Source organism: Paenibacillus sp. 01T424, assembly GCF_056398745.1.
The window spans coordinates 258,385-283,995 of record NZ_JBFTPZ010000005.1; the positions used below are offsets into that span (position 1 = coordinate 258,385).

At 45.1% G+C, this 25,611-nt stretch carries 22 protein-coding genes; 8 read left to right on the forward strand and 14 right to left on the reverse strand.

From position 1 onward, the window contains the following. Positions 1 to 25 precede the first annotated feature (25 nt). The 10 genes from AC1DPK_RS06780 to AC1DPK_RS06825 form a co-directional block, all read right to left on the reverse strand. Entirely contained in the window at positions 26 to 2,335 is a 2,310-nt protein-coding gene (locus AC1DPK_RS06780; protein WP_477509829.1) for a glycoside hydrolase family 3 N-terminal domain-containing protein, read from the reverse strand. After that, positions 2,335 to 4,785, reverse strand: coding sequence for a glycoside hydrolase family 38 N-terminal domain-containing protein (locus tag AC1DPK_RS06785; protein ID WP_477509753.1), 2,451 nt, complete (start codon positions 4,783 to 4,785; stop codon positions 2,335 to 2,337). The genes AC1DPK_RS06780 and AC1DPK_RS06785 overlap by 1 nt, the downstream gene beginning before the upstream one ends. A 22-nt stretch (positions 4,786 to 4,807) precedes the next feature. After that, positions 4,808 to 5,692 (reverse strand): carbohydrate ABC transporter permease, encoded by an 885-nt coding sequence (locus AC1DPK_RS06790; protein WP_339203079.1) that lies wholly within the window; start codon positions 5,690 to 5,692, stop codon positions 4,808 to 4,810. A 17-nt stretch (positions 5,693 to 5,709) separates the two neighbouring features. After that, positions 5,710 to 6,567: an ABC transporter permease gene (locus AC1DPK_RS06795; protein ID WP_430059307.1), complete on the reverse strand. Its 858-nt coding sequence runs from the start codon at positions 6,565 to 6,567 to the stop codon at positions 5,710 to 5,712. Between the two features lie 128 nt (positions 6,568 to 6,695). Continuing rightward, on the reverse strand, positions 6,696 to 8,375 hold the full coding sequence (locus AC1DPK_RS06800; RefSeq protein WP_477509754.1) for an extracellular solute-binding protein: 1,680 nt from the start codon (positions 8,373 to 8,375) through the stop codon (positions 6,696 to 6,698). 99 nt (positions 8,376 to 8,474) lie between these two features. Further along, positions 8,475 to 10,130 (reverse strand): response regulator, encoded by a 1,656-nt coding sequence (locus tag AC1DPK_RS06805; protein WP_477509755.1) that lies wholly within the window; start codon positions 10,128 to 10,130, stop codon positions 8,475 to 8,477. 1 nt (position 10,131) lies between these two features. After that, entirely contained in the window at positions 10,132 to 11,865 is a 1,734-nt protein-coding gene (locus AC1DPK_RS06810; RefSeq protein ID WP_477509756.1) for a sensor histidine kinase, read from the reverse strand. A gap of 54 nt (positions 11,866 to 11,919) precedes the next feature. Then, a complete protein-coding gene (locus tag AC1DPK_RS06815; protein WP_477509757.1) occupies positions 11,920 to 13,101 on the reverse strand; it encodes a GH85 family endohexosaminidase C-terminal domain-containing protein in 1,182 nt (393 codons plus the stop codon). After that, positions 13,098 to 13,235: a hypothetical protein gene (locus AC1DPK_RS06820; protein ID WP_477509758.1), complete on the reverse strand. Its 138-nt coding sequence runs from the start codon at positions 13,233 to 13,235 to the stop codon at positions 13,098 to 13,100. Before AC1DPK_RS06820 ends, AC1DPK_RS06815 begins: the two co-directional genes overlap by 4 nt. Positions 13,236 to 13,514: 279 nt before the next feature. Continuing rightward, positions 13,515 to 14,585, reverse strand: a complete 1,071-nt coding sequence (locus tag AC1DPK_RS06825) for an AraC family transcriptional regulator (RefSeq protein ID WP_477509759.1) — start codon at positions 14,583 to 14,585, stop codon at positions 13,515 to 13,517. Here AC1DPK_RS06825 and AC1DPK_RS06830 point away from each other — a divergent pair. The 5 genes from AC1DPK_RS06830 (at position 14,556) to AC1DPK_RS06850 (ending at position 19,399) form a co-directional block, all read left to right on the forward strand. Next, positions 14,556 to 14,930 carry an MMPL family transporter gene (locus tag AC1DPK_RS06830; RefSeq protein WP_477509760.1) on the forward strand — a complete coding sequence of 125 codons (375 nt, stop codon included), beginning with the start codon at positions 14,556 to 14,558 and terminating at the stop codon, positions 14,928 to 14,930. The genes AC1DPK_RS06825 and AC1DPK_RS06830 overlap by 30 nt on opposite strands. 613 nt (positions 14,931 to 15,543) lie before the next feature. Further along, entirely contained in the window at positions 15,544 to 15,939 is a 396-nt protein-coding gene (locus tag AC1DPK_RS06835) for a hypothetical protein (protein WP_477509761.1), read from the forward strand. A 57-nt stretch (positions 15,940 to 15,996) separates the two neighbouring features. After that, entirely contained in the window at positions 15,997 to 16,449 is a 453-nt protein-coding gene (locus AC1DPK_RS06840) for a hypothetical protein (protein ID WP_441874907.1), read from the forward strand. A gap of 583 nt (positions 16,450 to 17,032) precedes the next feature. Beyond that, positions 17,033 to 18,274, forward strand: a complete 1,242-nt coding sequence (locus AC1DPK_RS06845) for a sialidase family protein (protein WP_477509762.1) — start codon at positions 17,033 to 17,035, stop codon at positions 18,272 to 18,274. 213 nt (positions 18,275 to 18,487) lie between these two features. Further along, on the forward strand, positions 18,488 to 19,399 hold the full coding sequence (locus AC1DPK_RS06850) for an NAD-dependent epimerase/dehydratase family protein (RefSeq protein ID WP_477509763.1): 912 nt from the start codon (positions 18,488 to 18,490) through the stop codon (positions 19,397 to 19,399). A 60-nt stretch (positions 19,400 to 19,459) separates the two neighbouring features. Here AC1DPK_RS06850 and AC1DPK_RS06855 read toward each other — a convergent pair whose 3' ends face one another. After that, positions 19,460 to 20,098: a class I SAM-dependent methyltransferase gene (locus AC1DPK_RS06855; protein ID WP_441874899.1), complete on the reverse strand. Its 639-nt coding sequence runs from the start codon at positions 20,096 to 20,098 to the stop codon at positions 19,460 to 19,462. 124 nt (positions 20,099 to 20,222) lie between these two features. Between AC1DPK_RS06855 and AC1DPK_RS06860 the strand changes: the two genes are divergently transcribed. The 3 genes from AC1DPK_RS06860 to AC1DPK_RS06870 are packed head-to-tail and all read left to right on the forward strand — an operon-like array spanning position 20,223 to position 21,661. Then, the gene (locus AC1DPK_RS06860; RefSeq protein WP_339203094.1) at positions 20,223 to 20,681 is read left to right on the forward strand and encodes a hypothetical protein; all 459 of its coding nucleotides are present in this window, start codon (positions 20,223 to 20,225) and stop codon (positions 20,679 to 20,681) included. A 26-nt stretch (positions 20,682 to 20,707) separates the two neighbouring features. Then, positions 20,708 to 21,157, forward strand: coding sequence for a hypothetical protein (locus AC1DPK_RS06865; RefSeq protein ID WP_076265539.1), 450 nt, complete (start codon positions 20,708 to 20,710; stop codon positions 21,155 to 21,157). Positions 21,158 to 21,202: 45 nt separating this feature from the next. Beyond that, positions 21,203 to 21,661, forward strand: coding sequence for a hypothetical protein (locus AC1DPK_RS06870; protein WP_475442679.1), 459 nt, complete (start codon positions 21,203 to 21,205; stop codon positions 21,659 to 21,661). An 87-nt stretch (positions 21,662 to 21,748) separates the two neighbouring features. Here the strand turns inward: AC1DPK_RS06870 and AC1DPK_RS06875 are convergent, their stop codons facing one another. Genes AC1DPK_RS06875 through AC1DPK_RS06885 form a run of 3 tightly spaced genes read right to left on the reverse strand, consistent with a single transcriptional unit; the run spans position 21,749 to position 25,586 of the window. Further along, on the reverse strand, positions 21,749 to 22,984 hold the full coding sequence (locus AC1DPK_RS06875) for a sialidase family protein (RefSeq protein WP_477509764.1): 1,236 nt from the start codon (positions 22,982 to 22,984) through the stop codon (positions 21,749 to 21,751). 26 nt (positions 22,985 to 23,010) lie between these two features. Further along, positions 23,011 to 24,369, reverse strand: a complete 1,359-nt coding sequence (locus AC1DPK_RS06880) for a glycosyltransferase family 4 protein (RefSeq protein WP_477509765.1) — start codon at positions 24,367 to 24,369, stop codon at positions 23,011 to 23,013. Beyond that, positions 24,366 to 25,586, reverse strand: a complete 1,221-nt coding sequence (locus tag AC1DPK_RS06885) for a glycosyltransferase family 4 protein (protein WP_441874890.1) — start codon at positions 25,584 to 25,586, stop codon at positions 24,366 to 24,368. Before AC1DPK_RS06885 ends, AC1DPK_RS06880 begins: the two co-directional genes overlap by 4 nt. Positions 25,587 to 25,611: the final 25 nt, after the last annotated feature.

Below are 25,611 nucleotides of genomic sequence, written 5' to 3' on the forward strand. Positions count from 1 at the left end.
GTGTTGTTTCATCCTCTCTCCATACTTATTTGGGTGGAAGTACATACAAGTCAGCCCCAAGGAGCGACTCCGCGTGGCCGCCTACTTGGATACGGAACTGACCCGGTTCGACGATGCGGCAATAGTCCCTTCCTACGTATTGCAATTGTTCCTTTGCGATCGTAAACTGGACGGTCGTCGATTCGCCAGGCTCCAATTGAATTTTCAGGAAGCCCTTCAATTCCAAAGGTGGCCTCGTTACGGAACTGACAACATCCGTTACATAAAGCTGTACGACCTCCTGTCCCGCCATTCCGCCGATATTCGTGACATCAACGCTTACGGTGCAGCTCTCATCCGGCTTTATATTAGATTTGCTTAGCGTGATGCCGTCATACTGGAAAGACGTGTAGCTAAGGCCATAACCGAATGGATATCTAGGTTCTAAGTCTGTCTCCACATATCGCTTGCCTTTGGTCCGCTTCGTATTGTAATAAATCGGAAGCTGTCCCGAATGCTTGGGAATCGATATTGTGAGCCTGCCGGACGGGTTGTAATCGCCGAATAGAACGTCCGCGATTGCATTCCCGCCTTCCTGTCCGGGATACCAAGCCTCTAGAATCGCATCGGCGTGTTCGTCAATCCACGGTTCCACGATCGGCCGTCCGTTGATATAAACGACGATAAGCGGTTTGCCTGTCTTGTGAAGCTCTTTCAGCAATTCCAATTGAACGCCTGACAAACTCAGTTCCGCTCTGTCAAATCCTTCTCCGCAATCCATATCGCTTAAGCTTGACTGATCGGTAATAATCGCAGCACCCGTCTTTAAATCTATCGTTCCTTCGCCGAAGTCCCTTGCGCTGGAACCGCCAACTACGGCTATGATCGCATCTGCAGCCTGAGCGATCTGGAATGCGTGCTCGAATCCTTCCTTCGACGGATCTTTAATGCGGCAGCCCGGCGCATACATGACCTCGCTTTGGCCTACGCATTTTCGCTGAATGCCGTCTAGTACCGTCACAATTCCGGAGCGCTCCTGCGGCGATGTATAATCACCCAATTGGTTATAAATATTGTTCGCGTTAGGTCCGATGACCGCGATTTTGCTCAAGTTTGTTGACAACGGCAGCACCTGATTGTGGTTCTTGAGCAGGATTATGCTTTCTTGCGCCATCCGTCCCGCCAACTTGATATGGCTTTCTTGGCCGATAATTTCCGAGGCCCTGTCTGGGTTCGCGTATGGTCGCTCGAACAAACCTAACTCAAATTTCTGGTGAAGGATGCGGCGCACAGCAAGATCAATATCGTCTACAGAGACCTTTTGATTTCTTACGGCATGCAGCAAATGCTTGCCGAAGCTCTCGCCAGACATTTCCATATCGACACCCGCAAGCAGCGCCGCGCATGCTGCATCCTCTTCACTTTCTACTACTTGGTGGCCGCCGCAAAGCATATTGATCGCTCCGCAATCGGTAATGACGAATCCGTCGAATCCCCATTTTTCTCTCAAAGTTTGGGTAAGCAGCTCATGATTCGACGTGCATGGCACGCCATCGATTTCGTTGTATGCCGTCATGATTGACAGCGCACCGGCCTGCACCGCTCGCTCGAATGGCAACAAATCCTTTTCGAGAAGCTCCCTCGCACCGATTCGAGCGGGCGCCGCATTGCGTCCTCCTTCGGAGCTGCCATAGCCGGCGAAATGCTTGAGTGTAGCGATAACGGTATCATCGGAAGCGATGGACTCCCCTTGCAAACCTTCGACTGCCGCTACTGCCAATTCTCCGATAAGATATGGATCCTCGCCAAATGTCTCTTCCGTCCGTCCCCATCTAGAATCGCGGACGACGTCGAGGACAGGGGAATAAGTGACCGTTCCCCCTTGTACCCTCGTCTCTGCTGCAATCGCGCGGCATACTTCTAGATACAGCGGAGTATTCCAGCTGCTTCCCATCGCAAGCGGCACTGGGAATACCGTTGCACCGATGGCCATATGCCCATGGGAGCATTCCTCCCCGAACAAGATTGGGATACCAAGCCTCGTATGCTCAATCGCATATTTTTGAATCAGATTAATAACTTCCGCCCCTTCGCGGGGCGATAATCCCGACTCCAGTGTTACACCGGTCCAAGGATCAGCTCGCAAAACGCCGTAGAGTGAGCCAACGCTCCCCCTCTCGATATAGGCACGGAATGTTTCCGTCAGTTCTATGCCGTTATCCGTTCGTTCGTAAGCCTGCCAGCCAAAGGGTTGGATAAGCTGGCCGATTTTTTCCTCTAGCGTCATGCGGCCCAGCAGATCATGAACCCGCTTTTCCGTCGATATTGAAGCATCTAAATACGTTTTCACTTTCATCATTTCGATCTCCATGCCAAGATACCAGCATTCATGCTGCGGCAAGTGGTCATCGCTGATTCCGGCTTATTGAGCGCTTCGCCCCATGCGACAAAATATCGGAATTCATAGAAGCCGCCCAGCGTTGCCGTAAAGTTAGTTTCCCAATAATTGTTCATTGCCCATGAATAGAGATGGCCTGGATCCTGCTTCAGCTTCTCGTCCCCGTTCAGTAATCGGAAGCCGTGTTCAAGCTTACCTAGTTGAATAAGCGGTGTATCCGGCATTGCTATTGACACTCCACCTTGACTTCCCACGTAAGCGACGCCTTCCCCGATACAATAATAATCGGCTAGACTTCCCGGTAATTGATCCTTGCGCGGACGAGCTAGCGAACCCATTTTATCCATCCACAACTCCTGCTCGCTGTCCATAATGGGTCCCCCGAAAGGCAAGGAAATATACAGATTCTCCGGATCCCATACGCTGTCCTTATGCATACGCACGGCCACATCCACGCGAGGTCTGTCTGTATATGCCGTAACGAGCAATGAATAATGCGAGCATCCCGCCACCTCGAATGTCAACTGAACTGTACCGTACACATCACCCTGCGCAATTACTTCCGCACTCGTCAGTACCCCTGTCGAGACAATTGCATCGGCTCCTTTACGGTTGCGGCCCATCTTGCGTCTAACTTCGTACATATCCTTAACGCTCGAAGCACGTGTTATGTCATATACCGGCGAGAAGGCATGGTGATTGCGGTCAGAGCGCAGCATTTCCGCCCCAGTACGCTTGTCGATCCAGGATGTAATCCCTTCACCTTTCTTCCATTCCACCCGGACAAATGGCGTTTCCAAATAAGTCGAGGTGAAGTGGAAAGTCTTCTCTACATGCGATACGTCGATATCCATCATCCTGTCTGACCCTACATAATCCGTAGTGTATGCTGTCTTGGCTTGACCATTGTGGACAGGTTGAATCATCAATATTTTCTCTTCTCCGGCTTGAAGTGTCACTGGTATGCTAACGATAACACCCCTCGGCGCAACTCTTAGCTGAGCAGGATATACCTCTCCACTTCCTTCGACACGAGCTTCGAATCCGTCCTTGATCAGGTCGTAGTGCCAACCTTCCATAATTAGATGGGCAACGTCTTCTTGTGCAAAAGGATTAGGATTGTGCATCTTGAACCGCATCGGCCGATCTGGCGCAAGCAGCGCATCCCCTTTATGTTCCAAAATATCATACAATGCGCGATGTGCGAGCGTGCTCGCATTGGCGGCAAACGCCTCCTTGCGGACACCCAACTCCTGAACGAAGGGATTCCAAGGCTCTGTCACAGAGGAATGGTAGCCCCAAGTATGCTCGGCGAACAACGTCAGCTCGTATTCCATCGCTCTCATCGCCTCAGCCGTCACAATCTCTCCGTTTGGATCAAGCTGCTTCACTTTCCGATGGACACGCTGCGCCTCTCGGAATACTTGCACATGCTTCGGCGTTGAACCAACGCCATCCGTCCACCAATCTGGCCAATCGCCCCGGAATACAGGAATATCGTCGGGATGCTGATCTGCATGACCACGTACCGCGTCAAAAAATTCATCCAACGTACACGGTACGATTTTGATTTTTTCGCTATGTTTGCTGTTCCACTGGTTCACGAAATCCATAAGCTGGGCATTCGGAGAGCTGTTGTCCGTCGGCAGCCCAGACATCATAACAGGAGCGAATGGGAACGGATAACCGTCCGCACGCAACCGTTCCAAATACCTCGGAATACGTGCTTCCGCAATCTCGAACGTAATGCCTTTGGTCGTATCGAATTCATCCTTAATTGTATAAGAGCCTCCGATACCTGGAATTAATCCCAAGTCGTTGCCGAAGACGTAATGCTCTCCGTTCCATGTCAGAAGCCTTTCGCCATTTGGCATCTCCCACCAGAAAGGCTGCTGTTTCTTCCATAGTGGATACATCGAATGATGAGTATGGATGCAGGTGATCATGTTTTGAATACCTGCATTGAGCAGCACCTCGCCATACCCCCAGCTGAAGCCCGTAATATCAGCTGTCATGGCAGACTTCACCGGCATTCCAATCGATTCTCCGTAAGTGCGAACTCGACCGATCATCGCTTCAAGCAGATCTTTGCCGACAAGCTCGCTCATATTAAGATAAGTGCCTGAAAGCCCGATATCTCCGCGTCTTACCGCTTCAGCAAACTCCAACTTTTCCTGCTCTGCAGCCTTTTCGAGGAACGCCTCAATTGGCCAAAACGTTTCGCAGACCCATTTAAATCCATTCCATTCAGGGCGACGTCCAGCCTGAATTTCGCGGAAAATATGAAGCGCCTGCCGTATAAAATCGACATGATATTGTTTTATCTTCTCTTGTCGCTCCGTGTACCCCACATCGGTATGCGAGTGATGAATCGCGTAAATTGTCCAATGTTTAGTTCCAGTCTCCATTAGCAATCGCTCCTTTAATTAATTATTCTTTTACCCCGCCCAAAACCATACCCTTCACGAAATACTTCTGCAGGAATGGATAAAAAGCAAGAATCGGCAGTGCACCTACGAAAATTTGCGCGGCTTTTACTGTTCGGTCCGACACGGAGGCTAAATTCGCCAGCTGCTCCGCGGACATGTTGGTCAAGCTCGATTGAACGATGACGGTTTGCAGGTAACTCGACAGCGGATAGTTATGCTGCGAATTCATGACTACAAGTCCGTCAAACCAGGAATTCCAATGCATAACGATCGTGAACAACATAATCGTGGCAATGGAAGGCATCGACAGCGGCACAAATATGCGCCATAACGTAGTCCAGTGTGTCGCACCGTCGACAAATGCCGCTTCTTCCAGTTCTTTGGGCAGCCCTCTAAAAAAATTCAATAATAAAATGACATTGAATACAGGAACAGCCCCAGGAATAACTAATGCCCATATGGAATCGAGCAGCCCGGTCGCGCGAATCGTCATATACCAAGGAATCAATCCCCCGCTGAACAAAATTGTAAAGACGAAGAACCACGCGTAACCCGTCCTAAATTTCAGCTCCTTGCCGGTTTTGGACAGCGGATAAGCAATAAGAATGGTTAAAACCATGCTAATGACTGTGCCCAGAACAACCCTCTCCACCGTAATCCATAACGAAGTAAGAAACTCACTCTTGGATAACACGAATTCATAGGCTTTGAACGTCATTTCCTGAGGCCATAGCTTTACGATCCCAGCGCTTGCCGCTACATTTGAGCTTAGGGATACCGCCAAAATATGAATAAGTGGTATCAGACAAGATAATGCGATCCCAATAAGAAATACATAATTGAGTGTGTGAAATAAGCTTCGTCCAAATGATTTTCCTTCTACCAAATCGGTTCTCTCCTTTCCTAAAAGATGCGGTAATCAGCAATTTTGTATGCCAGCCAATACGAGATAGATACAAGGGCAAAAGAGATAATTGATTTGAACAAGCCAAGTGCGGTAGCTACACCGTACTGCATATCCATTAACCCAATTCGATAAATTAGCGTATCCAGAATATCTCCACTCTCGTAAACTAGCGGACTATATAAATTAAATACTTGGTCAAACCCTGCATTTAATACATTTCCTAAACTTAATGTCGCCATCAAAATGATAACCGGCATCATACCTGGAAGGGTGATATTCCATGTTTGCTTCCATCTGCCCGCGCCGTCTATCATGGCTGCTTCGTACAAACTAGGATTAATCGTTGTCAGTGCCGCTAAATAAACAATCGTACTGAATCCGAATTCCTTCCAAATATCAGAAACGATCAAGGTTATCGGAAACCAAGTATTATCTCCTAGAAAAAAAATAGGTTTAATTGAAAAGATACCTAAAAACTGATTCAGCAGTCCGTTGGACGGTGACAAAATATCGATGAATACGCCGCCCAGAATAACCCATGATAAAAAGTGAGGAAGGTAAATTAGCGTTTGAACCCATCTCTTCACATACATTTTACCAACTTCGTTTAGCAAAATAGCGATCGTAATCGGCACAAGAAGCCCAAACACCATCTTGAGAACAGCGATATAAACCGTATTCCAGAGAACCTGCCCGAAATCGGGCATTTGAAACAAATATTCGAAATTTCTAAATTCTACCCATTTGGAATCGAACAAACCTTTTGACGGAATATACTTTTGGAACGCCATCAATACCCCGACCATCGGAAAGTAGCAATAGATCAATACGATCACGATGCCCGGTATTAACATCAAGTGCAACGGAAGCTGCCTGAGTCCCTTTTTTGTGTGCAAGATGTCCACTTCCTTATTTCGAATCTCAATTTGTCTGTATAGAAGAAAAGGGGCAAGCCATAAGCATCTTACCCCTCACACTTGGATTATTGCTGTGAAGCGTTCCATTCATTGACTTCTTGTGTAATTTGATCGCCGCCGAGCGCTTTCCAATCCTCGACGAACTTGTCGAATTGGTCGATCGAAGCAGCGCCGTAAACGATTTTCGTGAAGATTTCAGTCTCCATCTTCTCCAATGTAGCTTTTTTCTCACCCATCGTATCGGTAGGAGCTCCGCCGTATCCTTCAGCGATCACTTTACCTTCATCCGACAGTTTCTTCAGCACCATCATCGCTCCTTCTGGACCGTTCTGGTACATTTCACCGTAGAAATTCAAGTCTCCGCCTTCAAATGCCTTGATTTTATCGTAGGTTGATTTTTCTTCCGGGTTCAGCTTGGATGGATCCCCGATCTTGATCGCTTCCGCTACGTTCACCGAACGGTTGATATCTTTATCCGGCGCAAACAAATCCACCATTGAATATTTGGCAACCGTTATACCGCTGCCGTCTACTCCATATTTCAAATAATCTGCAGTTTCTCCATACAGCTTCTCCATGAAGAGATTTGCCATCTTGACCGCAATTTCCGGATGTTTCATATCCTTCTTGACTACATAGTAGAATGATGCGCCAAACGGCATTTGTACGGTGGCATTACCGCCATCGACGGACGGGATCGGAAACGCTCTCCACTCTGCAGCACCGTTTTTCTTTTTGTTATCTTGAAGCGGCCATTGTGAAGCCCAGCTTGGTCCAAACAGCATCCCAATACGGTCGCCGACCAGCGACTCCGCAACTTTCGAACCGTCCTTTACGCCAAATTCCTTATCCAGTTCGCCGTTCTTGTACAGTTCCGCCAGCTTGATTAGCGCTGATTTGACTTCTGGCTGGATGCTTCCGTACACTAAGTTGCCTGATGCATCTTTTTTCCAGATTCGAGGATATGCGCCGTAAGCATTCAGGAATCCATTCAGGGAAGGATATCCGTTAATGATATCTTTGCTTAGCGCGATGCCGAATGTATCCGCTTTGCCGTTGCCGTCAGGATCTTTGGTTGTGAAGGCATTCGAAATTTGCAATACTTCTTCCCATGTTTTCGGCTCGGAAAGACCCAGCTTCGTCAACCAGTCCGTACGCAGCCATAGCAACGGTGTTTGCGCGCCGATCATCGGCTCCGTCTTTGGAATTGCATATAATTTGCCGTCGAAAGTAACGGATTGCAAAGCCTGCTTGTCCTGCTCGAAAACGCTTTTTACAGCTGGAGTTGCATATTTCTCATAAACCGATGTCAGATCCTCCAACATATCCGATTCAACCAATTGCTTTAATTGAGAGGAGTTAACCATCATGAGATCGGGTATTTCGCCGGAAGCGATGGAGAGGTTCAGCTTCTGGAAATATTGTGCGTCCGTACCCTTTACAATCCAATCGTATTTTAGATTAATACCCATTTCTTTATAGAGATCTTCCCAGGCGTTTTTCGACTCCGATTGACCTTCCGGATACACCACGTCTTGCGTGATAAATTTCGCCGCCGTTACATCAATGGGAGGATCATATTTGCCAAGCGGCTCAATAACGGCTTCTCCTGTCCCTTGATTTCCAGAATTAGCACTCCCGCTTTGTTCGATGCCGTCGTCTTTGCTGCCGCAGCCTGCCAGCACAACGGAACATACCAAGATGTTTGCGAGAATGATACTCAAATGACCTTTTCTCTTCATCATGAACACCCTTTTCTAGTTAGTTTTCTTTGCTACGGCTTCATTATAAAAGTAAAGCGAGTACGCTAACTAGTTTCCATTCGTGACATTTGTATCTTTTATTTACACGTTTGAATCCCTCTTCAGTTCGCGGTATTCCTGCGGCGTCAGATGCGTCGCTTTTTTGAAAAAACGATGGAAATACTGGGAAGACAAGAAACCGAGCTCGGATGCAATCTCATGCACCTTGTAACCATCTTGCTCCAGCATACGCTTCGCTTTCTCCAGCCTAATTTCGTTGATATAACTGGACAAACCTTTACCCGTCAGTTTTTTGTACAACCTGGAGAGGTAGGAAGGGTTATGCCCCACCACCTCACCAATTCTCGACAGCGACAAATCCCCAGACAGATGGCTCGCCACATAATGCTGGATTTTCTGTATGAGCTCATGCTCCTGAACGACCATGCCGGCATGCTGCCATTCAAATATATTCTTGGCGTAAGATGTGAATTCTTCGCAAATTTGATGCCAGGAACGGTATCTTTCGAACTGCGTAAACCGTCCCAAATCCTGATCAGTGTGAGCGTCATTACTCGAATGCAGCAAGCCATGAGGCAGGAATACTGCCACAAGCAAATAGTATAGCTCCATCTGCACAGCGCTTGGGAAAGCTCCTGAAAGCGACGCGAAGGCAAGCAGCTCCTCCAGCGTTTCAATTGTTGCTTCCTCCTGTCCGTTCACCATGCAGGACTTCAAATAGGAAATTTTATTAAAATGAACCGAGGTAAGACGCATCTCGGCGCTACTGTTATTAGTTTGGGGCATGAATTCAGGCTCCAGTAAAATCAACTCGCTTCCGAATCCAAGACCGCTATGGAAGAGCAGATTAAGCCGCTCGAACTTGTGCGGAACGTCATACCATTCCGAGAAGCTGTTCGCAAGTGCCAGAGACAGAGGCAGCTTAAGCAAATTAAGCGATGTCAGTTGAATTTGTTCCAACATTTCGCGAACGAACAGGAATGTTCTTTTGAAAGCGCCTTGATCAGATGGAGCTTCGGAAGGTTGGATAAACCAAACCATTTTGTTTTTGTCATAACTCATAGAGATTACTTTCGTGAGTGGAGATAATAATTCGTTCGTCATATTGTCCAGCGCAAATTGGAACAGTGTTTTGTCCATCAAGCTTTCCCGTTGTCCCCAATCATCGATGCGCACAATCATGAGCAAGCAAGGAACGCCAGCATCCAGAGGAATCTGCAGATCTTCGAATTTGTCGCGTAGCGAATGCAGCGACCTGTCGTCCCCTTGTATCAGCTCGTTCAAATACTGCTTCTGAATATAAGGCAGCGCGACCTTCCTTTGCTGGCTCGCCTCGATGAGCTGCATATCCACTAATTGCTCTTGATCAAGCTGCTTGGCAACAGCGAGAATGCATTCCACAATTTTGGCATTGCCTTCCGTCTTTAGAATATAGTCCGCGCTGCCTTGCCGAATCGCTTGCTGAATATAAGCAAAGTCGCTATGACCGGTCAAGAAGATCACTTTGCACCTAGGCCACTGCTTCACAATCTCGCCCTGAAGCTCCAGACCATTCATGCCTGGCATCCGAATATCCGACAACACAATGTCTATTTTCACTCTTCCGAGCCAGATCAACGCCTCCTGCGACGTACCCGCCGAATAGATTTCCAATTCGGGTTCCGTCAACCGGCTGCATAACTTCGTAAGCCCCTGCAGAATCAAAGGCTCATCATCTACGATTAATAAGCGGTACATCTTACTCCTCCTTTGTCTTAACAGGTATTTTCATCGCAACGCCCAAGCCGCCTAGCTCGCTTCGGAATACGTATAGACCAGCCGATTGGCCAAATTTGATCTGCAGCCGCCTATGCACATTGACGACTCCCGTCGTTTCAAGTTCCGATGCATCCTGAAGCTTGAACTTGAGCCGCATAAGCTCGTCTTCCGTAAGCGCGGTGCCATTATCTTCGAAATAGATACAAAGGAAGTTGTCCCGCAATTCATTCGTAATTCGCAAATGACCATCTGATATTCTGGACTCCAGTCCATGCTGGTAGGCATTTTCAATGATAGGCTGCACGATGAGACGCGGTACCAGCAATTCCTCTCGCCACGAGGGAATCGGTTCCACCGAAACATTGATCCTGCTGCCGAACCGCATCATCTGGATATTTAAATACGCTTCAGCATGCTTCATTTCTTGCCCTAGTGACAGCTCTGACTTTGCATCTCTCGTAATAAACTGAAAGTAGTTGCCAAGATAGTGTACGAATTTCCTTGCATTATCCAAATCCTCGAATTCGATCAGCTGATGCAAAATAAAAAAGCTGTTGTACAGGAAATGCGGGTTGATCTGCGACTGCAGCTGTCTTAGTTCAGACTGTTGACTCCTAATTTGCTGCTCGTATACTTCTTGTATCAAGGATTGCAGCTTTGATACCATCTTATTGAACTGTTCTGACAGGTCCGAAAATTCGTCATTACTCCTCTGTGAAACCCGAACCGCTAGCTGACCTTCCTCCACTTTTCGGAAAGCCTTTAACAGGTTGCGGACGGGATTCCGAATCGCTTTGAAAATCCAATATGAGAAAAGCGCCATCACAATGATGGACAAAGCGAACAAGATCCAGAACAACGCATTATATTTGTCAAAGTCGCGCATAATGACGTCTTCCGGCGTGTATATTCCTAGCGAAAAATCATATCCTGACGATTGCCGGAGCGAAACCAAATATTTCTTTCCTTGGTTCTCAAATATGAGGCTTTCAACTTCACCGCCTGACTGCCTAGTTAATAATTTTTCGATTTCATCGGAGGTATTGGGCACCGCGTGATTAGTAATAACACGACCCTCCTGCTTGAAATAGAGGTAAGCTCCTCCTTGATCGGACATACTGCTTAAATCGTCCATGATCATCCGCTGATTGATCTCGATCTCGATCAAGAAGACGGGAGCCCTGTTTTTGATCACGCTTTCCGGATAATAAGAGCCCATCAGCAGCTTGTCGCCATGCCATACTAATGGAGATAATTGCTGTTGCATCTTGAATCGAATCGTTTCCAGTTCTTTGATCGAGACGCCCTCGATGTAGCTTCCGGACTTTATTTGCTTGTCAATCATCGGGATGTAAAGAGTTGCACTCGCAATATAAGAGCTGGAGTCCTGCAGAAGAGCCACCTTTCTCTCTAATCGCAAAATCGCTTCACGCAGCTCGTTTTCCGTCAAGGCCGGAGCTACCGTGCTTAAAGCCATAAGATCCTCGTCCACCAGTAAGGAACGTTTAAAATTTTCGATATTAACGATTTCATTCGTCAGTGATGACAAATAAAATTTCACATTGGTTTGCATGGATTGCAGAATTTGATCCCGCAAACTGCTGGCCACCTGCTTGTTCAAATAAATGCCCAACATGTACACAGGTAAAATCGCGATCAAGAAGCCCAGGAGCAGCTTAGGAAAAATCGTAAATCTCCACTTTTGAAACCACATTTCATTTCCTCCTGCCGAACGTTTGTGTCGATTTCCATGATGTACTTACTATTCTCAGAAAAAAATCAATTGTTTGAACCCGCAGAAGCGTTCCAACATTGGAAAAACCCGACCGCAAAGGGTCAGGTTTTCATTAAATATATGGGTGAGCTTTACCAATCTATTCGGTAACTTGTTTACCGTAATATTCTTGACTTCGGACATGTTCCCTTTATAGTCTTCCAGCGTAATACCGATTACAGCTCCCTCTACCGGAATAGATAATCCATTCAAATCATGATATCCCCGAATAAAATAATCGGTTGTTGCACCATCATACTTTTTTGTAGGTTTAACCTCTACTCCATTAACGGTAATGTACATATGCCACCAGTCTTTCGAGGAAGGTACATCGATCCCAAGCTTATTGCCATTAATATAGTAGCTTCCATCAAATGATTCGGAATAAATATCTTTCATTTTGCTTGCATAACTGACGGTATCTATAACATTCTCTCTCTTATCCAATGTGGATCTTCTTAACAGGTAACGATCATCATCTTTCACTGGTACTTCGAATTTCGTTGAAGCCAGTTTTATATCCAAGGTCTTGGTATAAGTATCTTTTCTGCCATCCGTAAAGCTCAAGTCGAAACGAACTTTGCTGCCGCGGTTCTCCTTGCCCCAGCTGATATCGAATCCTTCGGCTGTTTCATTGACTGACACTTTCGAAAGATAATCTTTACTTTCAAGTTCAATAATGGCTGGTTTGCTCTCGCTTTGATCGGCTCCAACAGCAGTCAATTTAAGAGCCACGACATGTTTATCTAAGTTTTTCACATAGAAGTTGTCGCCATAAACTCCGCCTAAAAATTCCTCTTTTCCATTATTCAGCTTTGCATAGAGATTGTATTGCTTCACCTTACTATAATCAGTACGATTCCACACGACATCGATTTCATTGGTAAGATATCGATCTTTGACTGCAAAACCCGTAGGCGTGCTAGGCGTGTAGTTTTTCCCATCTGTGAGTTTAAGCTCCCCGATGTTGACTTGATAGCCGTTGATGGATTTCCCCTTCGGATCAAATGCTAGACCCAGGGCAGCGATTTCACGATTCGCATACGAACTTAGATTCAATTTGGCTGTGACAAAGCCTTTTGTCCTCTTCCCGCTATTCGGTACGGTGACATATTCAACTTGATCCGGCGCATCTTTGAAAATAAGTCCTAACTGGATATCAGAACCATCATTCACTGATGTTTTGGTTGATTCTTGCCATATGCTGCATCGCCTGTAGGCGGCATGGAGTCTCCTGCTAATACATTATAGGGGAACGCTAAAAGCGACATCATTACTGTTGTTATAAGTGCTTTTCTTCTTATTTTCACCGATCTTTCCTCCTAATTGTTATTTAGCCCTTAGAGATTCCTTAAGACAAATGGGGCTGGTACGACGGACAGACAGATCCTGCATTCACAAGTTTTATTGTTTCATTTTACAAAAAGTAATCGTTTCAAGTCTTTGAAAGATAAAGTCTTATTTTTGCACATTTCGGACAACTAGTTGATATTCACTTAGCTATTTATTTTCCCCTTCGCAATTGTCTCTTCGCGATCTTGCACCTTGATTATAATAGAGCTTGTCGTCCCCCTTCTATTCGCCGTTGTTTACATTCGACTATCATCTGTTGACCTTCCAATCTGATCCCGGTATCCCTGCGGGGTTGCATTCGTTGCTTTACGAAAAAAACGGTAAAATGATTGCTTGGACAAGAAACCGACTGCTTTGGATATTTCGTTGATTTTCAACCTATTTTCCCCCAGCAACTCCTTCGTCTTCGTTATTTTCACCGCCGTAATAAAATCGGATAGTCCTTCACCCGTTATGCGTTTATATAACCTAGATAAATAAGACGGATTATGGCCTGCCACCTCGGCAATTCGATTCAAGCTAAGATCGCCTGCCACATTGTGCCGGATATAACGCTGAACTTGACTTACAACATCCATCTCCTGATACCCATGACCCGATGATTTGTGCTCAAAAATCACTTCAGCCAATTTCCCGAAGTATTCGGTCACTTCAAACCAATTGTTCGTGTAATCCAACAGGGTCATCTTTCCGAGGTTAATGTCATCGCCGATTTCCTCATGAACCTTCCAGCGATTCACGTACGATAAGAAAATAGAAATGAGCGTAAAATATATTTCACTTCTAGTACTGTCTGATTTCCCTTCAGCGGATGCCGCGAGCTTCATCAGTGCGGAATATTCGACAGAAAAATGTACCTGTTGACCGTTTTCCAGAAGCGTTTGCATCAACGTCATTTTCTTCATTTGTTTGCGCAGCTCTCTTACGTCTAAATCCGCGGCAAGTTCGTGTGATTCCTGTTCAAGCAGCAGTAATTCTTGTCCAAGTCCCAGCCCGCGATTCATCAACAAGCGCAAATGCTCAAACTGATCGGATAGCTCTTTCCATTCCCGGTATGTCGTACCCACGGCGAATGATAGTTTTATATTGAGCAGCTTCTTGCACGCGTTCTGGATCATCTCTGCTGCGCCTTTAACAAACGCCAAAGCCCGCTCTCTCGTCACCCTCACTCTGCTGGAGAAGAATCCTTCCTGTTTCGGTTGAATCAACCAAGCAATCTTCGTCTTCTCTTCGAATTCAAATGATACTTGGATTATCAGGTCTTTCTTGTCAGCTCCATGCGAGAGTCTTATGTCCATGGGCATCATGGAACGGAGAGCGTCGTTCACGGATACAATCAGGCCAGCCGCGTAGTTGTAGCAGCAGCCGTAATTATGGTGTCCGTCTTCGCTGGCTTTATTTTCGCTCATGATATCATGATCAAGCAGATTGGTTTTGCACTGGCGATCGGTATCCTTATTGACGCCTTTATCGTCCGTATGGCACTCGTCCCGGCGGTCATGGCAATCTTCGGCGATAAAGCTTGGTGGCTGCCTAAATGGTTAGACCGCCTGCTGCCGAACCTGGATGTCGAAGGTGATAAACTGATTGCACAGCTTAAAGATCAGGAGAGTACCTCCAATATCAAGTCTAGCTCTCGTAAGGCATACTAATTTTATTAAATAAGGGGCTGTCTCAAAGCAGTAAGCTCTCTAGCGAGATTGCCCGCTCTGAATGATAATGTTGAACACCATGAATAAATGGCTGTACAGGAGACTATGCCTGTACAGCCATTTTACTATTCTGATCTATCGTTCCCATCATTTCTCCAATTACACTTTCCGATACAATCATCCACCGACCACAAGTTAGTAGTTATATCTACTTTCGAGACTGACCCTTATTTTCACTTATGATTTCGAAATTGTCTTCTATAATCAGTCGGTCCAAATTCAGCATATTTTTTAGATTCTTCTATTAAATAGAGAACATTCGAATATCCAATACATGACGAAAGTGAACTCATAGGGATGTTCCTCTCAGAAAATTGTACTTTTGTATCGGGGTTTTTGTACATTTCTTTCAAAATAGTTTGAATATAGTGGAATGGTAGTAGATTTCAACTGAAAGGAGATGTCTGAATGTGAAGGTGTAACGGTTGTTGTACCTATCATCATAATCGGACAAGTCATTAAGGCTAGTATCATAATAAAGGAGATGTCGCTCATGTTAAATATCCTTGATTTTGAATTTGAAGAGGTCCCTATCGGAGGAGGGTCTTTGCCCTTGGCTGTAAATGCAGGGGCTTCCGAACTACCACTAACTGAAGTTTGGCTTAGTGTCACCGGCTCTAATCAGTATATCTTCATGTACTCTACCATTGGATGGCAAGCACAAATCACCACTACGTCTATTGCTCCCGAGCTTGTCTTCCGCATTCGGCGCGGCGGATTTGGAACGAATTCTCCGATTGTGTTTCAAACATCGGATTCTGCTTTGCTAATTGGAAACACGGCTATCAGTATGAATATTGGAATGACTACAGCATTTGATCACACGGAGCTCCCACCAACGTCAGTAATAGGAGTAGCACAACAATATTTCTTAACCGTTCAGAATATAGGAGTTGGCAATGCTTCCATTGTCGGTCCTGTAAATTTAACAGGGTTTGTATTAGGATAATTGAAGAATACAGCCAATGAATTCACCATAGTCTACAATAGAGGAGTTGTGATTTAAATGCTCAATATCCTTGACTTCGACAAGGAAGAAATTCCAATTGGTTCAGGGTCGCTCCCTTTAAATTTAACCCCAGGCCCCGAACTTGCCTTGACTTCAATATTCCTCAATATTTCCAGCACAAACGTCAACTTATTAATATCTGCTACCGTAGGATGGGAAGTACAGCTGCTGAATCAAACCATCATACCTGAACTCATCTTCCGAATTCGCCGTGGAGGTTCGGGATCGAGCTCCCCCATCGTCTTTCAGATACAAGATTCTCAGTATTTACCGGACTTCCAACAATTCATTATGCCTATCAACTTTAATACTTCATTTGATCATTCTGAGAATCCTAGCCCATCAATCGTAGGTAGTTATCAACAGTATTATTTGACTGTTCAACAAATTGGCATCGGAAATGTATCAATTATTGGTCCTGTCAATTTTACTGGCATGATTCTCGGTTAAAAGCAGGGTCCCGATGTAATCTAAAAAAAGTGAGGAATAGACCTATGCCAAGTATTCTGCAATATGCTACACAGGAGGTTCCCGCAGGCGGTGGATCGTTGCCCCTAGGACTAACACAGGGGGTCGAGATTAATTTAACTTCGATATTTCTCACAGCCACAAGCTCAACGAACCAGCTTCAATTCTGGGGAAATGTCGGTTGGGCGTTACAACTTCTCAATCAGGCTGTATCTCCCCAACTAACTTTTCGTATTCGTACGGGAGGATTCAGCCCAACAGATCCTATCGTATTTCAAACCACGGACTCCGAGCTATTTCCTGGTAACATGGGCTTTATAACTCAGGTATCATTTAACACTTCCTTCACTCATACGCAAGTACCAAATCCAACGTTAATTGGTGTCGCTGTACCCTACTTTTTGACAGTTTCCTATTTTGGCCTCGGAAACGTGGCCATTACCGGACCGATAAACCTTACAGGGCAAGTTCTAGGATAATAAAAGAAAACAACTTGTTCCTACAGTTTGTAGGTGACAAGTTGTTTTTCTCCATTTATAAAATCTACCATGAGGAGGACATCTATTTGACGAACATACCGGTTACTATGGGTGCGCAATCACAGCAAGAGCCTTCCATTACCGTTAATACTTTGAACAACTTAACCGTCATTGTTACATCTAGCAGCATTTCTACAGGAACTTCCAGAATCAATGTATATGTGTCGCAGGATGGCGGGTTTACGTACCCAACCAGTCCGACGCTGACTCTACCTGTCGGTTTTACTACCCAAGGTAATGCTATAGGCACTTATGGCTATCGCAATACATTTATGATAGCCTGCACCGCACTGAACACGAATCCGGTCATGGATTCTTCTATCACCGTCTATACTTCTACAGATAATGGAGTTATTTTCTCCGCTCCGGTCATTACATGTGAGGGCTTTGGACAGCAAATATATAATGATAAACCCTTCATTCAACTCGATAACTCTAACGGAAGTCCTTATCTCGGTCTGGCACATGTTGGCTTTACACGATATTATGACAATTTCGCCACCTCAGGCACTTTTTATCAACGTTCTCTCGATCTAGGACAAACGTGGTCGATTCCCATTCTTTTGTCAAATCAAACGACAGGAACCGCCGTGTTCGGCACGAATGTAGCAATAGGACCAACGGGACAGGTCTATGTAGCATGGGCGCAGTATGCACCAGGTAATCCTCAATTCCTCATTCGACGATCCGATGATGGAGGTGCGACCTTTAATCCGATTGTTGTAGTATCGAATATTTCCCTCGTCCCAAGTCCCCTTCCCGTACCCGGATTCGCTTTCCGCGTCTTGACCAGCGCCTTCCTTGCGGTAGATATTTCGGCCAATCTCGGCCAAGGAATACTATACGCCGTTTGGCAAGGTTATCAGACTGGCTTTTCGCACATCTACTTATCGAGGTCAACCGATCAAGGAAATACTTGGTCGACACCGATTCAAGTGGATGACAGCCCCACTGGTACGCAAAATTTTTATCCGAATATTGCGGTTTCTCGTAGTACGGGACTCATCCAAATTGTGTATTACACGAATCGCGTCGACTCCAGTATGCTTGATGTTTATGGCACAACTTCAGGAGATGCAGGCGCCACTTTTGCTGTTAATACCCGCCTATCAGACACTTCATTTGATCCTAACGCAGATCCGAGTTATGGGGAGCCTTGCCCGTCTTTAGGAGACTATATTGATGTTGCATTCACATATCCCGACAGACAGATTACGGTATGGACAGGAATGATCAACAACATACAAAATATTATTTCAAACCTATAACCTAAATAAGCTATTTGCATTAGCTGGAATCTTGGTACCCGGAGCAACGTTCATAATACCGGCAGGTTTGTCATCCACATGGAGGGGCGTAATATATGCCGCTCCATTATTATTTCTGCTGTCAAATTGGCTATAACCTAGGGTATGAATACATATTCCAATCCCTTTTTTATGCATATGATGAATCAAAACGTCATAGTGGGGAGTTGTGTTATGAAAGCTTTGGTTACAGGAGGTGCAGGTTTTATTGGTTCCCATCTTACAGATATGCTTATCGATAATGGCGCTGAGGTACACATTATCGACAATCTTACAACTGGATCAATAAAAAATGTAAATCCTGCAGCAACATTGCATATTGAAGATATAAACAGCGATTCATCTTCTCAAATCATTCAAACAGTTAAGCCGGATGTTGTGTTTCATATGGCAGCTCAGGTTGATGTTCAACGGTCGATAGCCGACCCTGCATTCGACGCTAACGTAAATATCGTTGGTACCGTGCGGCTTATTCATGCTTGCAAGCAAGCTGGCGTCGGAAAAATCATATTCTCGTCTACCTCGGCCGTATATGGTGTCTCAAAAAAAGAACGTGCATCGGAGGATGCATTACCTTCTCCGATTTCCTATTATGGTTTATCCAAACATGCAAGCGAGTGCTATATTCGATTGTTTCATGAATTGAACGGCATTAACTACACGATATTACGTTATAGCAACGTATATGGTCCTCGTCAAACTGCAAAAGGTGAAGGTGGCGTTATTGCCATATTTATGAGCAACCTGCATAAGGGGCTTCCGCTTTTTGTGCATGGCAGCGGCAATCAGAATCGCGATTTTATTTTTGTGCAAGATGTTGTAAGAGCAAATATAGCTGCGAGCCGTCAAGGGAATCAAGAAACGATCAACATAAGTACAGCCTTGCCTACTTCGATTAATAACTTAGTGCATAGGTTAAATATGATTCACGGCTCAGCCATAGATGTTGCACATGGCCCAGAGCGGCCAGGTGATATTATGGACAGCTGTCTCGATAATTTGAAAGCTGAACAAATATTGGGTTGGCGGCCGAAAGTTAGCTTAATCGAAGGATTAACACAAACTTATGAGTATTACCGTAAATAATAGGCTAAAGCGGCGATCGTTTCTCGGCATTCAGCCTGAGAGCGATCGCCTATTTTTTATTCATTTCATGGCAACAAGAACCGTTGTAAAACCATCATCACGGCCTATAATAAGCTCATACGTCTCATTATCTTGTGTACATACCTGTTGGATACGAAAGCCACAATCCGTCAACAAGCTGGACAATTCATTAGGTTGATAATGGCGATAGTGATGAGGATTCACACCACCTAGGAAGTACGGATTGTTCAAATGCGGAATAACCTTTTCATTTGGTGCTGAGATAAGAAGAATGCCGTTTACATTAAGAGAATCATAAAGCTTCTGGACGAATGACCGATCATCCTTCATATGCTCGACGGTTTCGAAGCAGGTAATAACATCGAACTTTTGGATAGGAAGTTCTTCTTGAAACAATCCAGATAAGTCGCTTTTCACATAAACGGTATTGTCGCAGTAGAAATGATCAATCGCCCAATTTAATGCATGATCCGATCGATCCACACCGATAGTCAGTGTGCAAGCAGAGTTTGTAGCCAAGTAATGAGTGCCATACCCTGAGCCGCAAGCCGCATCCAATATATAATCTCCACGACGAATGTAGTTCAATGCAAAATGATATCGATAATGATGATCCATCATGACATCGTGGAAGGACGTCGCGTACATTCGTTCCATCTTCGTAATTTCGTCATCCATTCTCTTTCCTCCAATAACCAAAAAAATCAAACCTTTAAACGGGTACATCTATCCGTGTCCGCGATGTGAATCTATGAATCTACTATAATGTAATATTCAATTGAACAGGAAAGGAGCTGCGTAAATGGCTCAATTGATTGATTTTGCTTCACAAGAAGTTTCTATCGGACAAATGTCGCTTCCTCTTAATTTGCCAGCTGGCACAGAAGTTTTGCTGACCTCTATCTTTCTTAATATCGCTAATGCGAATGTGGAAGTGGAACTGTCTGCTACCGTCGGCTGGGAGGCTCAACTATCACTGCTGCCCCTAGTTCCTGAGGTCATCTTCCGTATCCGCCGCGGTGGATTCACACCAGCTAGCACGCTCATCTTTCAGACTACAGATTCCGTTTTTCTAGGAGCTGGCAACTTGATACCGGTACTGACTTCTGACTTGACTACATCCCTTCAGCGTTCCGACTCTCCTGATACCCCCGCAATTGCAGGAACCTATCAACAGTATTTTTTAACCGCGCAACTGAGTGGCACGGGTGGGGCGACAATTATTGGACCCGTTACATTATTAGGATCAATTATCGGGTAATTTACGATTAAAAAGGAGTTGAGAGTATGGCATTTTTAGTTGATTTTGCGTCACAAGAAGTGAAGCAAAACACACAGTCATTACCATTATTGCTGGCTGCCGGTACCGAAACGTTATTAACATCCGTATTTCTTAATGTCACGAGCACAAGCAATAAATTAGTATTACAAGCTACGGTCGGTTGGCAAGCTGAATTACTTTTGCTTCCGATTGTACCCAAACTCACATTCCGCATCCGACGCGGGGGGTCTACGGTGGCATTCCCTGAGGTCTATCAAACAACAGATTCGGAATTTTTAGGAACAGGCGGGTTGATCTCGAACATCATAACAACAACTTTAAATCACGTAGAATCGCCTGATCAAAGCCTTGTCGGTTCGTTTCAACAATACTTTTTGACTGTGCAAAGCAATGGACTCGGAACGATTACGGTTGTTGGTCCGGTAACGTTAATGGGTACAACGATTGGCTTTTAAATATCCCAATTCATGCTTTTTTCAATAGGAAAGGAGGTGAAAGCTATGGCTGTAATCATTAATGACTACCAGTTTCAAGAAGTTCCCGTTGGAACAGGGTCTCTCCCCCTTTCTATTTCTCCCGGTTCGGAAGTGCTGCTGACATCTATCTTTCTTCAAGTTACTAGTGTAAACAACCGGATTGAGTTAAAAGCAACCATCGGCTGGGAGGCGCAATTACTCGTTCTGAATATCGTACCGAAGCTTCTCTTCCGCATTCGACGCGGCGGAACGAGTGCCCCCGCGACGGTAGTCTTCCAAACGACTGATTCCGTATTTTTAGGAACCGCAAGTGAAGGTCCATGGGTACCGCTCGATTTCACGACTTCTTTCCAACACACCGAGACGGCTATTCCTGCTATCGTTGGCACATTCCAGCAATACGCATTAACTGTTGAACATATCGGTCAAAACGTTGCTACGATTATTGGTCCAGTTCATTTGGACGGTACCGTTCTTCTGTAACACAATAGTCCGATACCTTTACCGTTTCTATACTAAGCAGTATGGCGAATTGATTTCCGTTAGGCTGGAAATCAATTCGCTCTTTGTTTAGATATCCTCGAAGATGTTCTGTGATCCCGTCCGTGTGTCCATCCAGACAATGAGTGCTGCGCCAGTTGCTTTTACAATTAGGTCGTTATAATCACCAATCGATGGTGTTGGAGTGCCTAATGACGGGTCCGCATTCGGATCGAAGGAGACGCTCGTCACACGAAGATTAGGCGCAAACGACGAACCGGCATTGTTTGATTCAGCTAAAAACACATCGATTAACGAGTTGCTTACACGGTTCGTATAGTACATCACCTTCACCCCGCCATTATCACGCGATACCGTTAAATTGGGCAAAATATTTTGCGATCCTGAAGGGCTATCATCTACTTGAATTGGCGTTGACCATGAAACGCCTTTGTCAGTCGATCGCGAAAGAAATATATGTGCAGAACCTGTACGGTTGTCTTGCCAAGCAGCATAGACGATGCCTTCTCCGTTAAATGGCGAGATATCTACGGCTAAATAAGCAATCGTCAAGACGCGAAAACCAAAGGTTGGAACAGGAAGAGGGGTTGGAACTAACGAGACTGTCGATATGGTAATAATAGGACCATACGTCACTCCCCCATCATCTGATCTGCGCATAAGAAATTGCGGCGTTCCTGGACCATATTGCATCCATCCGACATAAATTTCGCCTGCGGGACCAATTGCGATACTCGATCCAAAATTCGAAACATCTTGAACTTGATTTGTTAACAGAAAGGGGGTAGACCAGGTTATCCCTTGGTCTAGTGATCGCGAAATCAATGTTTCAGAGCTTTGGAAATTGTTGAAATAACGTGTAAAAGCAATATATGCTTGACCAAGATACGGACTGCCATTCGACGTATCTATGCGTATTGACGGCTTGTCGTTATATACCGCGGTGCCAAACCCCTGGTTTACAATGATTGGGGTTGAAAAGGAGGCGCCATTGTTCGTCGAGCGGTACACGATAATGGACGAGTCCCTTACAGGGTTCACATTCAAAGCTGTCGCTGCAACAAGAAACAGATTAGGATAACCGTACGCTGCTACACCATCACCTGATGCCGCGAACCCCGCTGGAGGGGGATTCAGCATCTCGGTGTATGATGCACCGCCATTGACTGACCGGTAGATCGTCGTCATATTATTCCCCGACCGCAGATCATTTGTTGTTACGATGACAGTAGATTGATCCAGTGAATTAAGAGCGATGGAAGGTTCTTGTTGAGGACCTGATGGAGTGATTTGTATATTGGTCATGAAATCTTTCCTTTCAGATAGTTTTTTTATTTTCCTTGATATAGAACGGAACCAATAATATGATCATCAACAATTGAATAGGATTGCGGGATGTACATATTGTACACTTCTCTTAGTGATGAGCTTATCCATGCCCCATGTCTTCCAACATGTTTCGGAGGATGTGTTACTTTTCGTATACGCTGTTTATTCAAGAGCTGTTCATAAAGATGGGTGGTTAGCTGCTCCATGGTCGTTAGTGACCATCGATTCACGCCCCATTTGTAACCATTTGCTGCAAGCTTATTGCGAAGCTTATGATCATCCAGCAGTGCATTCAAGCAGTGTGACAATTCGTCACTGTCCCCAGCTTTTGCAACCAATCCCGTATGATTGTGTTTCACCATTTCCGGAATACCGCCAGCATTGGAAACAACGAGTGGCTTATGTGCAATCTGCGCTTCCATGACAGTAAACGGATGATTGTCATTTAAGCTTGCGAGCACGACGATATCAGACTGCTTAATCAATGACGGAACGTCATTTCTGCTGCCCGTAAAAATGACGTGACTAGCTAAGCCCAAGCGGTTTGCTTTCGACTCTAACTCTGACCGAAGATTCCCATCACCAACGAGTAGACATATCCAATCATTTCTTATTTGTTTGAGAGTATACAGAGCATCTAGTAAACAGCTGTGCCCTTTTACTTTGTCAAATCGCGCAGGACAGATGATGACATTCGCTGCATCCGGTATCGTAAAGGTAGAGCGTTCATTCATCCGTTGCAAATATAGCTCCACGTTCATCCCATATGGGATAACCTCCATATGCTGGGAAGGCACCATATATCCAACGAGCGTATCATGCAGCCATTTCGTCGGAACAATAGTCAAATCGCTTGAAGTTGCGCCATAATACTCCCGAGCACATGCATACTTCCAAATCGTATCGGACGGCAATTTCCCTTCGAGCGATACCCAGTAGTCAGTTGAGAGACATCCATGGATTGTACTTATTAATGGTATCTCTTCCGGTTTAATTTGCCATAGTGCTCGGGATGAAATGACATCCTGAGTATGAATCAAATCATATTTTCCAAGTCCAAAATAAGATGCTGCAAGGGCATAAGAGCAGAACTCAATTTCCTGTTCAACAATCCATGGATCAATTAGCGACTGGTATGGAGCGTAGATCGCTCGTATTTCGCCTTCGACGAGCCGTTTAAATCTCTCTTTCTCTACCCGCTCACCAGTATTAGCCATATAATAGCTATTTTCATCCGGATGCCTAGCGAACACATCCACCTCATGACCTAGTCGTTCCAAGCTTGCTTTTAAATCTTGAATATAGACCCAAACCCCTCCAACATGGGGGATCAGCCAGTACGTTGCAAGTAAAATTTTCAATTTACTTCACCTCTCTTGACTTGAAGCGCCTTTTCGTACAGCTGTAAAGTTCGATCGCACATCTTATCCAATGACCATTTTTTGAGTCCATAAGATCTGGCTTTATTGGCCAGACGTTTTCGAAGAGAGTCATCATTGAATAGTTTATGAATTTGGCTGCATAACAAATCTGCTCGACCGGCTGGCACTAATAAACCGTTCTCGCCATGAGTTATCATCTCTGGAATACCTCCTACTGCTGAAGCAATGATCGGTTTCCCCATTGCTTGCGATTCCATGACCACGAACGGAAAATTATCATGAATGCTTGGCACTACAACGTAATCCGCTTCCTTCAATAGAGCTGCCATATCGTTCCGATGTCCAAGAAACTTGACATGGCCCTCCAGATTATACTGGTTCATCACTTGTTCAAGACTATCCCGCAGCGGTCCGTCTCCGATCAACCAACATATCCAATCCGAACGGTTCTTTAACAGCAATGAAAGTGCATGGAATAAAACATCATGGCCTTTCACCTGATCTAGACGCGCGGGACAGACCAACAGCTTCACCCCTTCTGGTTTAGTCGTTATTATTCCATTAGTAGATTTATGGAGGAAAGATAACGTATCGAATCCATATGGAATAACATCCATTTGTATATCATTCATGAGCCCAGTTGATTCATATTGTTGTTTAAGCCATTTGGAAGGGTAAATATTCCAATCACCAACCATGCTTCCATAATGATCGAGCGCATTTCCCCATTGTTCAGATAGGGTATCATCAGAAATATAACCTTGAAGCCTCCATTCGGCTTCTAGTTTCCCGTGAAGGGTTACAATAAGAGGTGTAGTTCGCGGCTTAACTTCAGATACTCCAATCGCAGAGATCACATCTTGCGCATGAATCAGGTCATATTCCTTTAAGGAAAATTCGGATAATGCTTGACGGAAAGCGATTCGTTCCCCGTCCATTGCTGCCAACCAAGAATCATAATTCAATGATTTCTCATTGAACCGAAGACCCATATACTGCATGATCGGAGTTAATACAGCTTGCTTATCAATCGACTTACCTTTATCGACAACGTGGTAATTCTGCCCAGTTTCGTTATGAGAGAGGATATCGACCTCATGCCCCCTATCTTCAAGTCCTTTCCTGAGTGCCAATACATAAGTGGATACTCCACCTGTATATGGAACACACCAATATGAAACAAGTGCAATTTTCATCCGTCACCCCTCTTTCAGCCAAAAG

Bases quoted from the DNA above. Each gene is read 5' to 3' on its own strand.
- AC1DPK_RS06840 (WP_441874907.1), top strand. From the start codon at position 15,997: ATGCTCAATATCCTTGACTTCGACAAGGAAGAAATTCCAATTGGTTCA.
- AC1DPK_RS06805 (WP_477509755.1), bottom strand. From the start codon at position 10,130: ATGTACCGCTTATTAATCGTAGATGATGAGCCTTTGATTCTGCAGGGG.
- AC1DPK_RS06800 (WP_477509754.1), bottom strand. From the start codon at position 8,375: ATGATGAAGAGAAAAGGTCATTTGAGTATCATTCTCGCAAACATCTTG.
- AC1DPK_RS06865 (WP_076265539.1), top strand. From the start codon at position 20,708: ATGGCATTTTTAGTTGATTTTGCGTCACAAGAAGTGAAGCAAAACACA.
- AC1DPK_RS06795 (WP_430059307.1), bottom strand. From the start codon at position 6,567: ATGTTAATACCGGGCATCGTGATCGTATTGATCTATTGCTACTTTCCG.
- AC1DPK_RS06850 (WP_477509763.1), top strand. From the start codon at position 18,488: ATGAAAGCTTTGGTTACAGGAGGTGCAGGTTTTATTGGTTCCCATCTT.
- AC1DPK_RS06780 (WP_477509829.1), bottom strand. From the start codon at position 2,335: ATGAAAGTGAAAACGTATTTAGATGCTTCAATATCGACGGAAAAGCGG.
- AC1DPK_RS06870 (WP_475442679.1), top strand. From the start codon at position 21,203: ATGGCTGTAATCATTAATGACTACCAGTTTCAAGAAGTTCCCGTTGGA.
- AC1DPK_RS06825 (WP_477509759.1), bottom strand. From the start codon at position 14,585: ATGATGCCCATGGACATAAGACTCTCGCATGGAGCTGACAAGAAAGAC.
- AC1DPK_RS06885 (WP_441874890.1), bottom strand. From the start codon at position 25,586: ATGAAAATTGCACTTGTTTCATATTGGTGTGTTCCATATACAGGTGGA.
- AC1DPK_RS06855 (WP_441874899.1), bottom strand. From the start codon at position 20,098: ATGGATGACGAAATTACGAAGATGGAACGAATGTACGCGACGTCCTTC.
- AC1DPK_RS06830 (WP_477509760.1), top strand. From the start codon at position 14,556: ATGCGAGAGTCTTATGTCCATGGGCATCATGGAACGGAGAGCGTCGTT.
- AC1DPK_RS06860 (WP_339203094.1), top strand. From the start codon at position 20,223: ATGGCTCAATTGATTGATTTTGCTTCACAAGAAGTTTCTATCGGACAA.
- AC1DPK_RS06875 (WP_477509764.1), bottom strand. From the start codon at position 22,984: ATGACCAATATACAAATCACTCCATCAGGTCCTCAACAAGAACCTTCC.
- AC1DPK_RS06785 (WP_477509753.1), bottom strand. From the start codon at position 4,785: ATGGAGACTGGAACTAAACATTGGACAATTTACGCGATTCATCACTCG.
- AC1DPK_RS06810 (WP_477509756.1), bottom strand. From the start codon at position 11,865: ATGTGGTTTCAAAAGTGGAGATTTACGATTTTTCCTAAGCTGCTCCTG.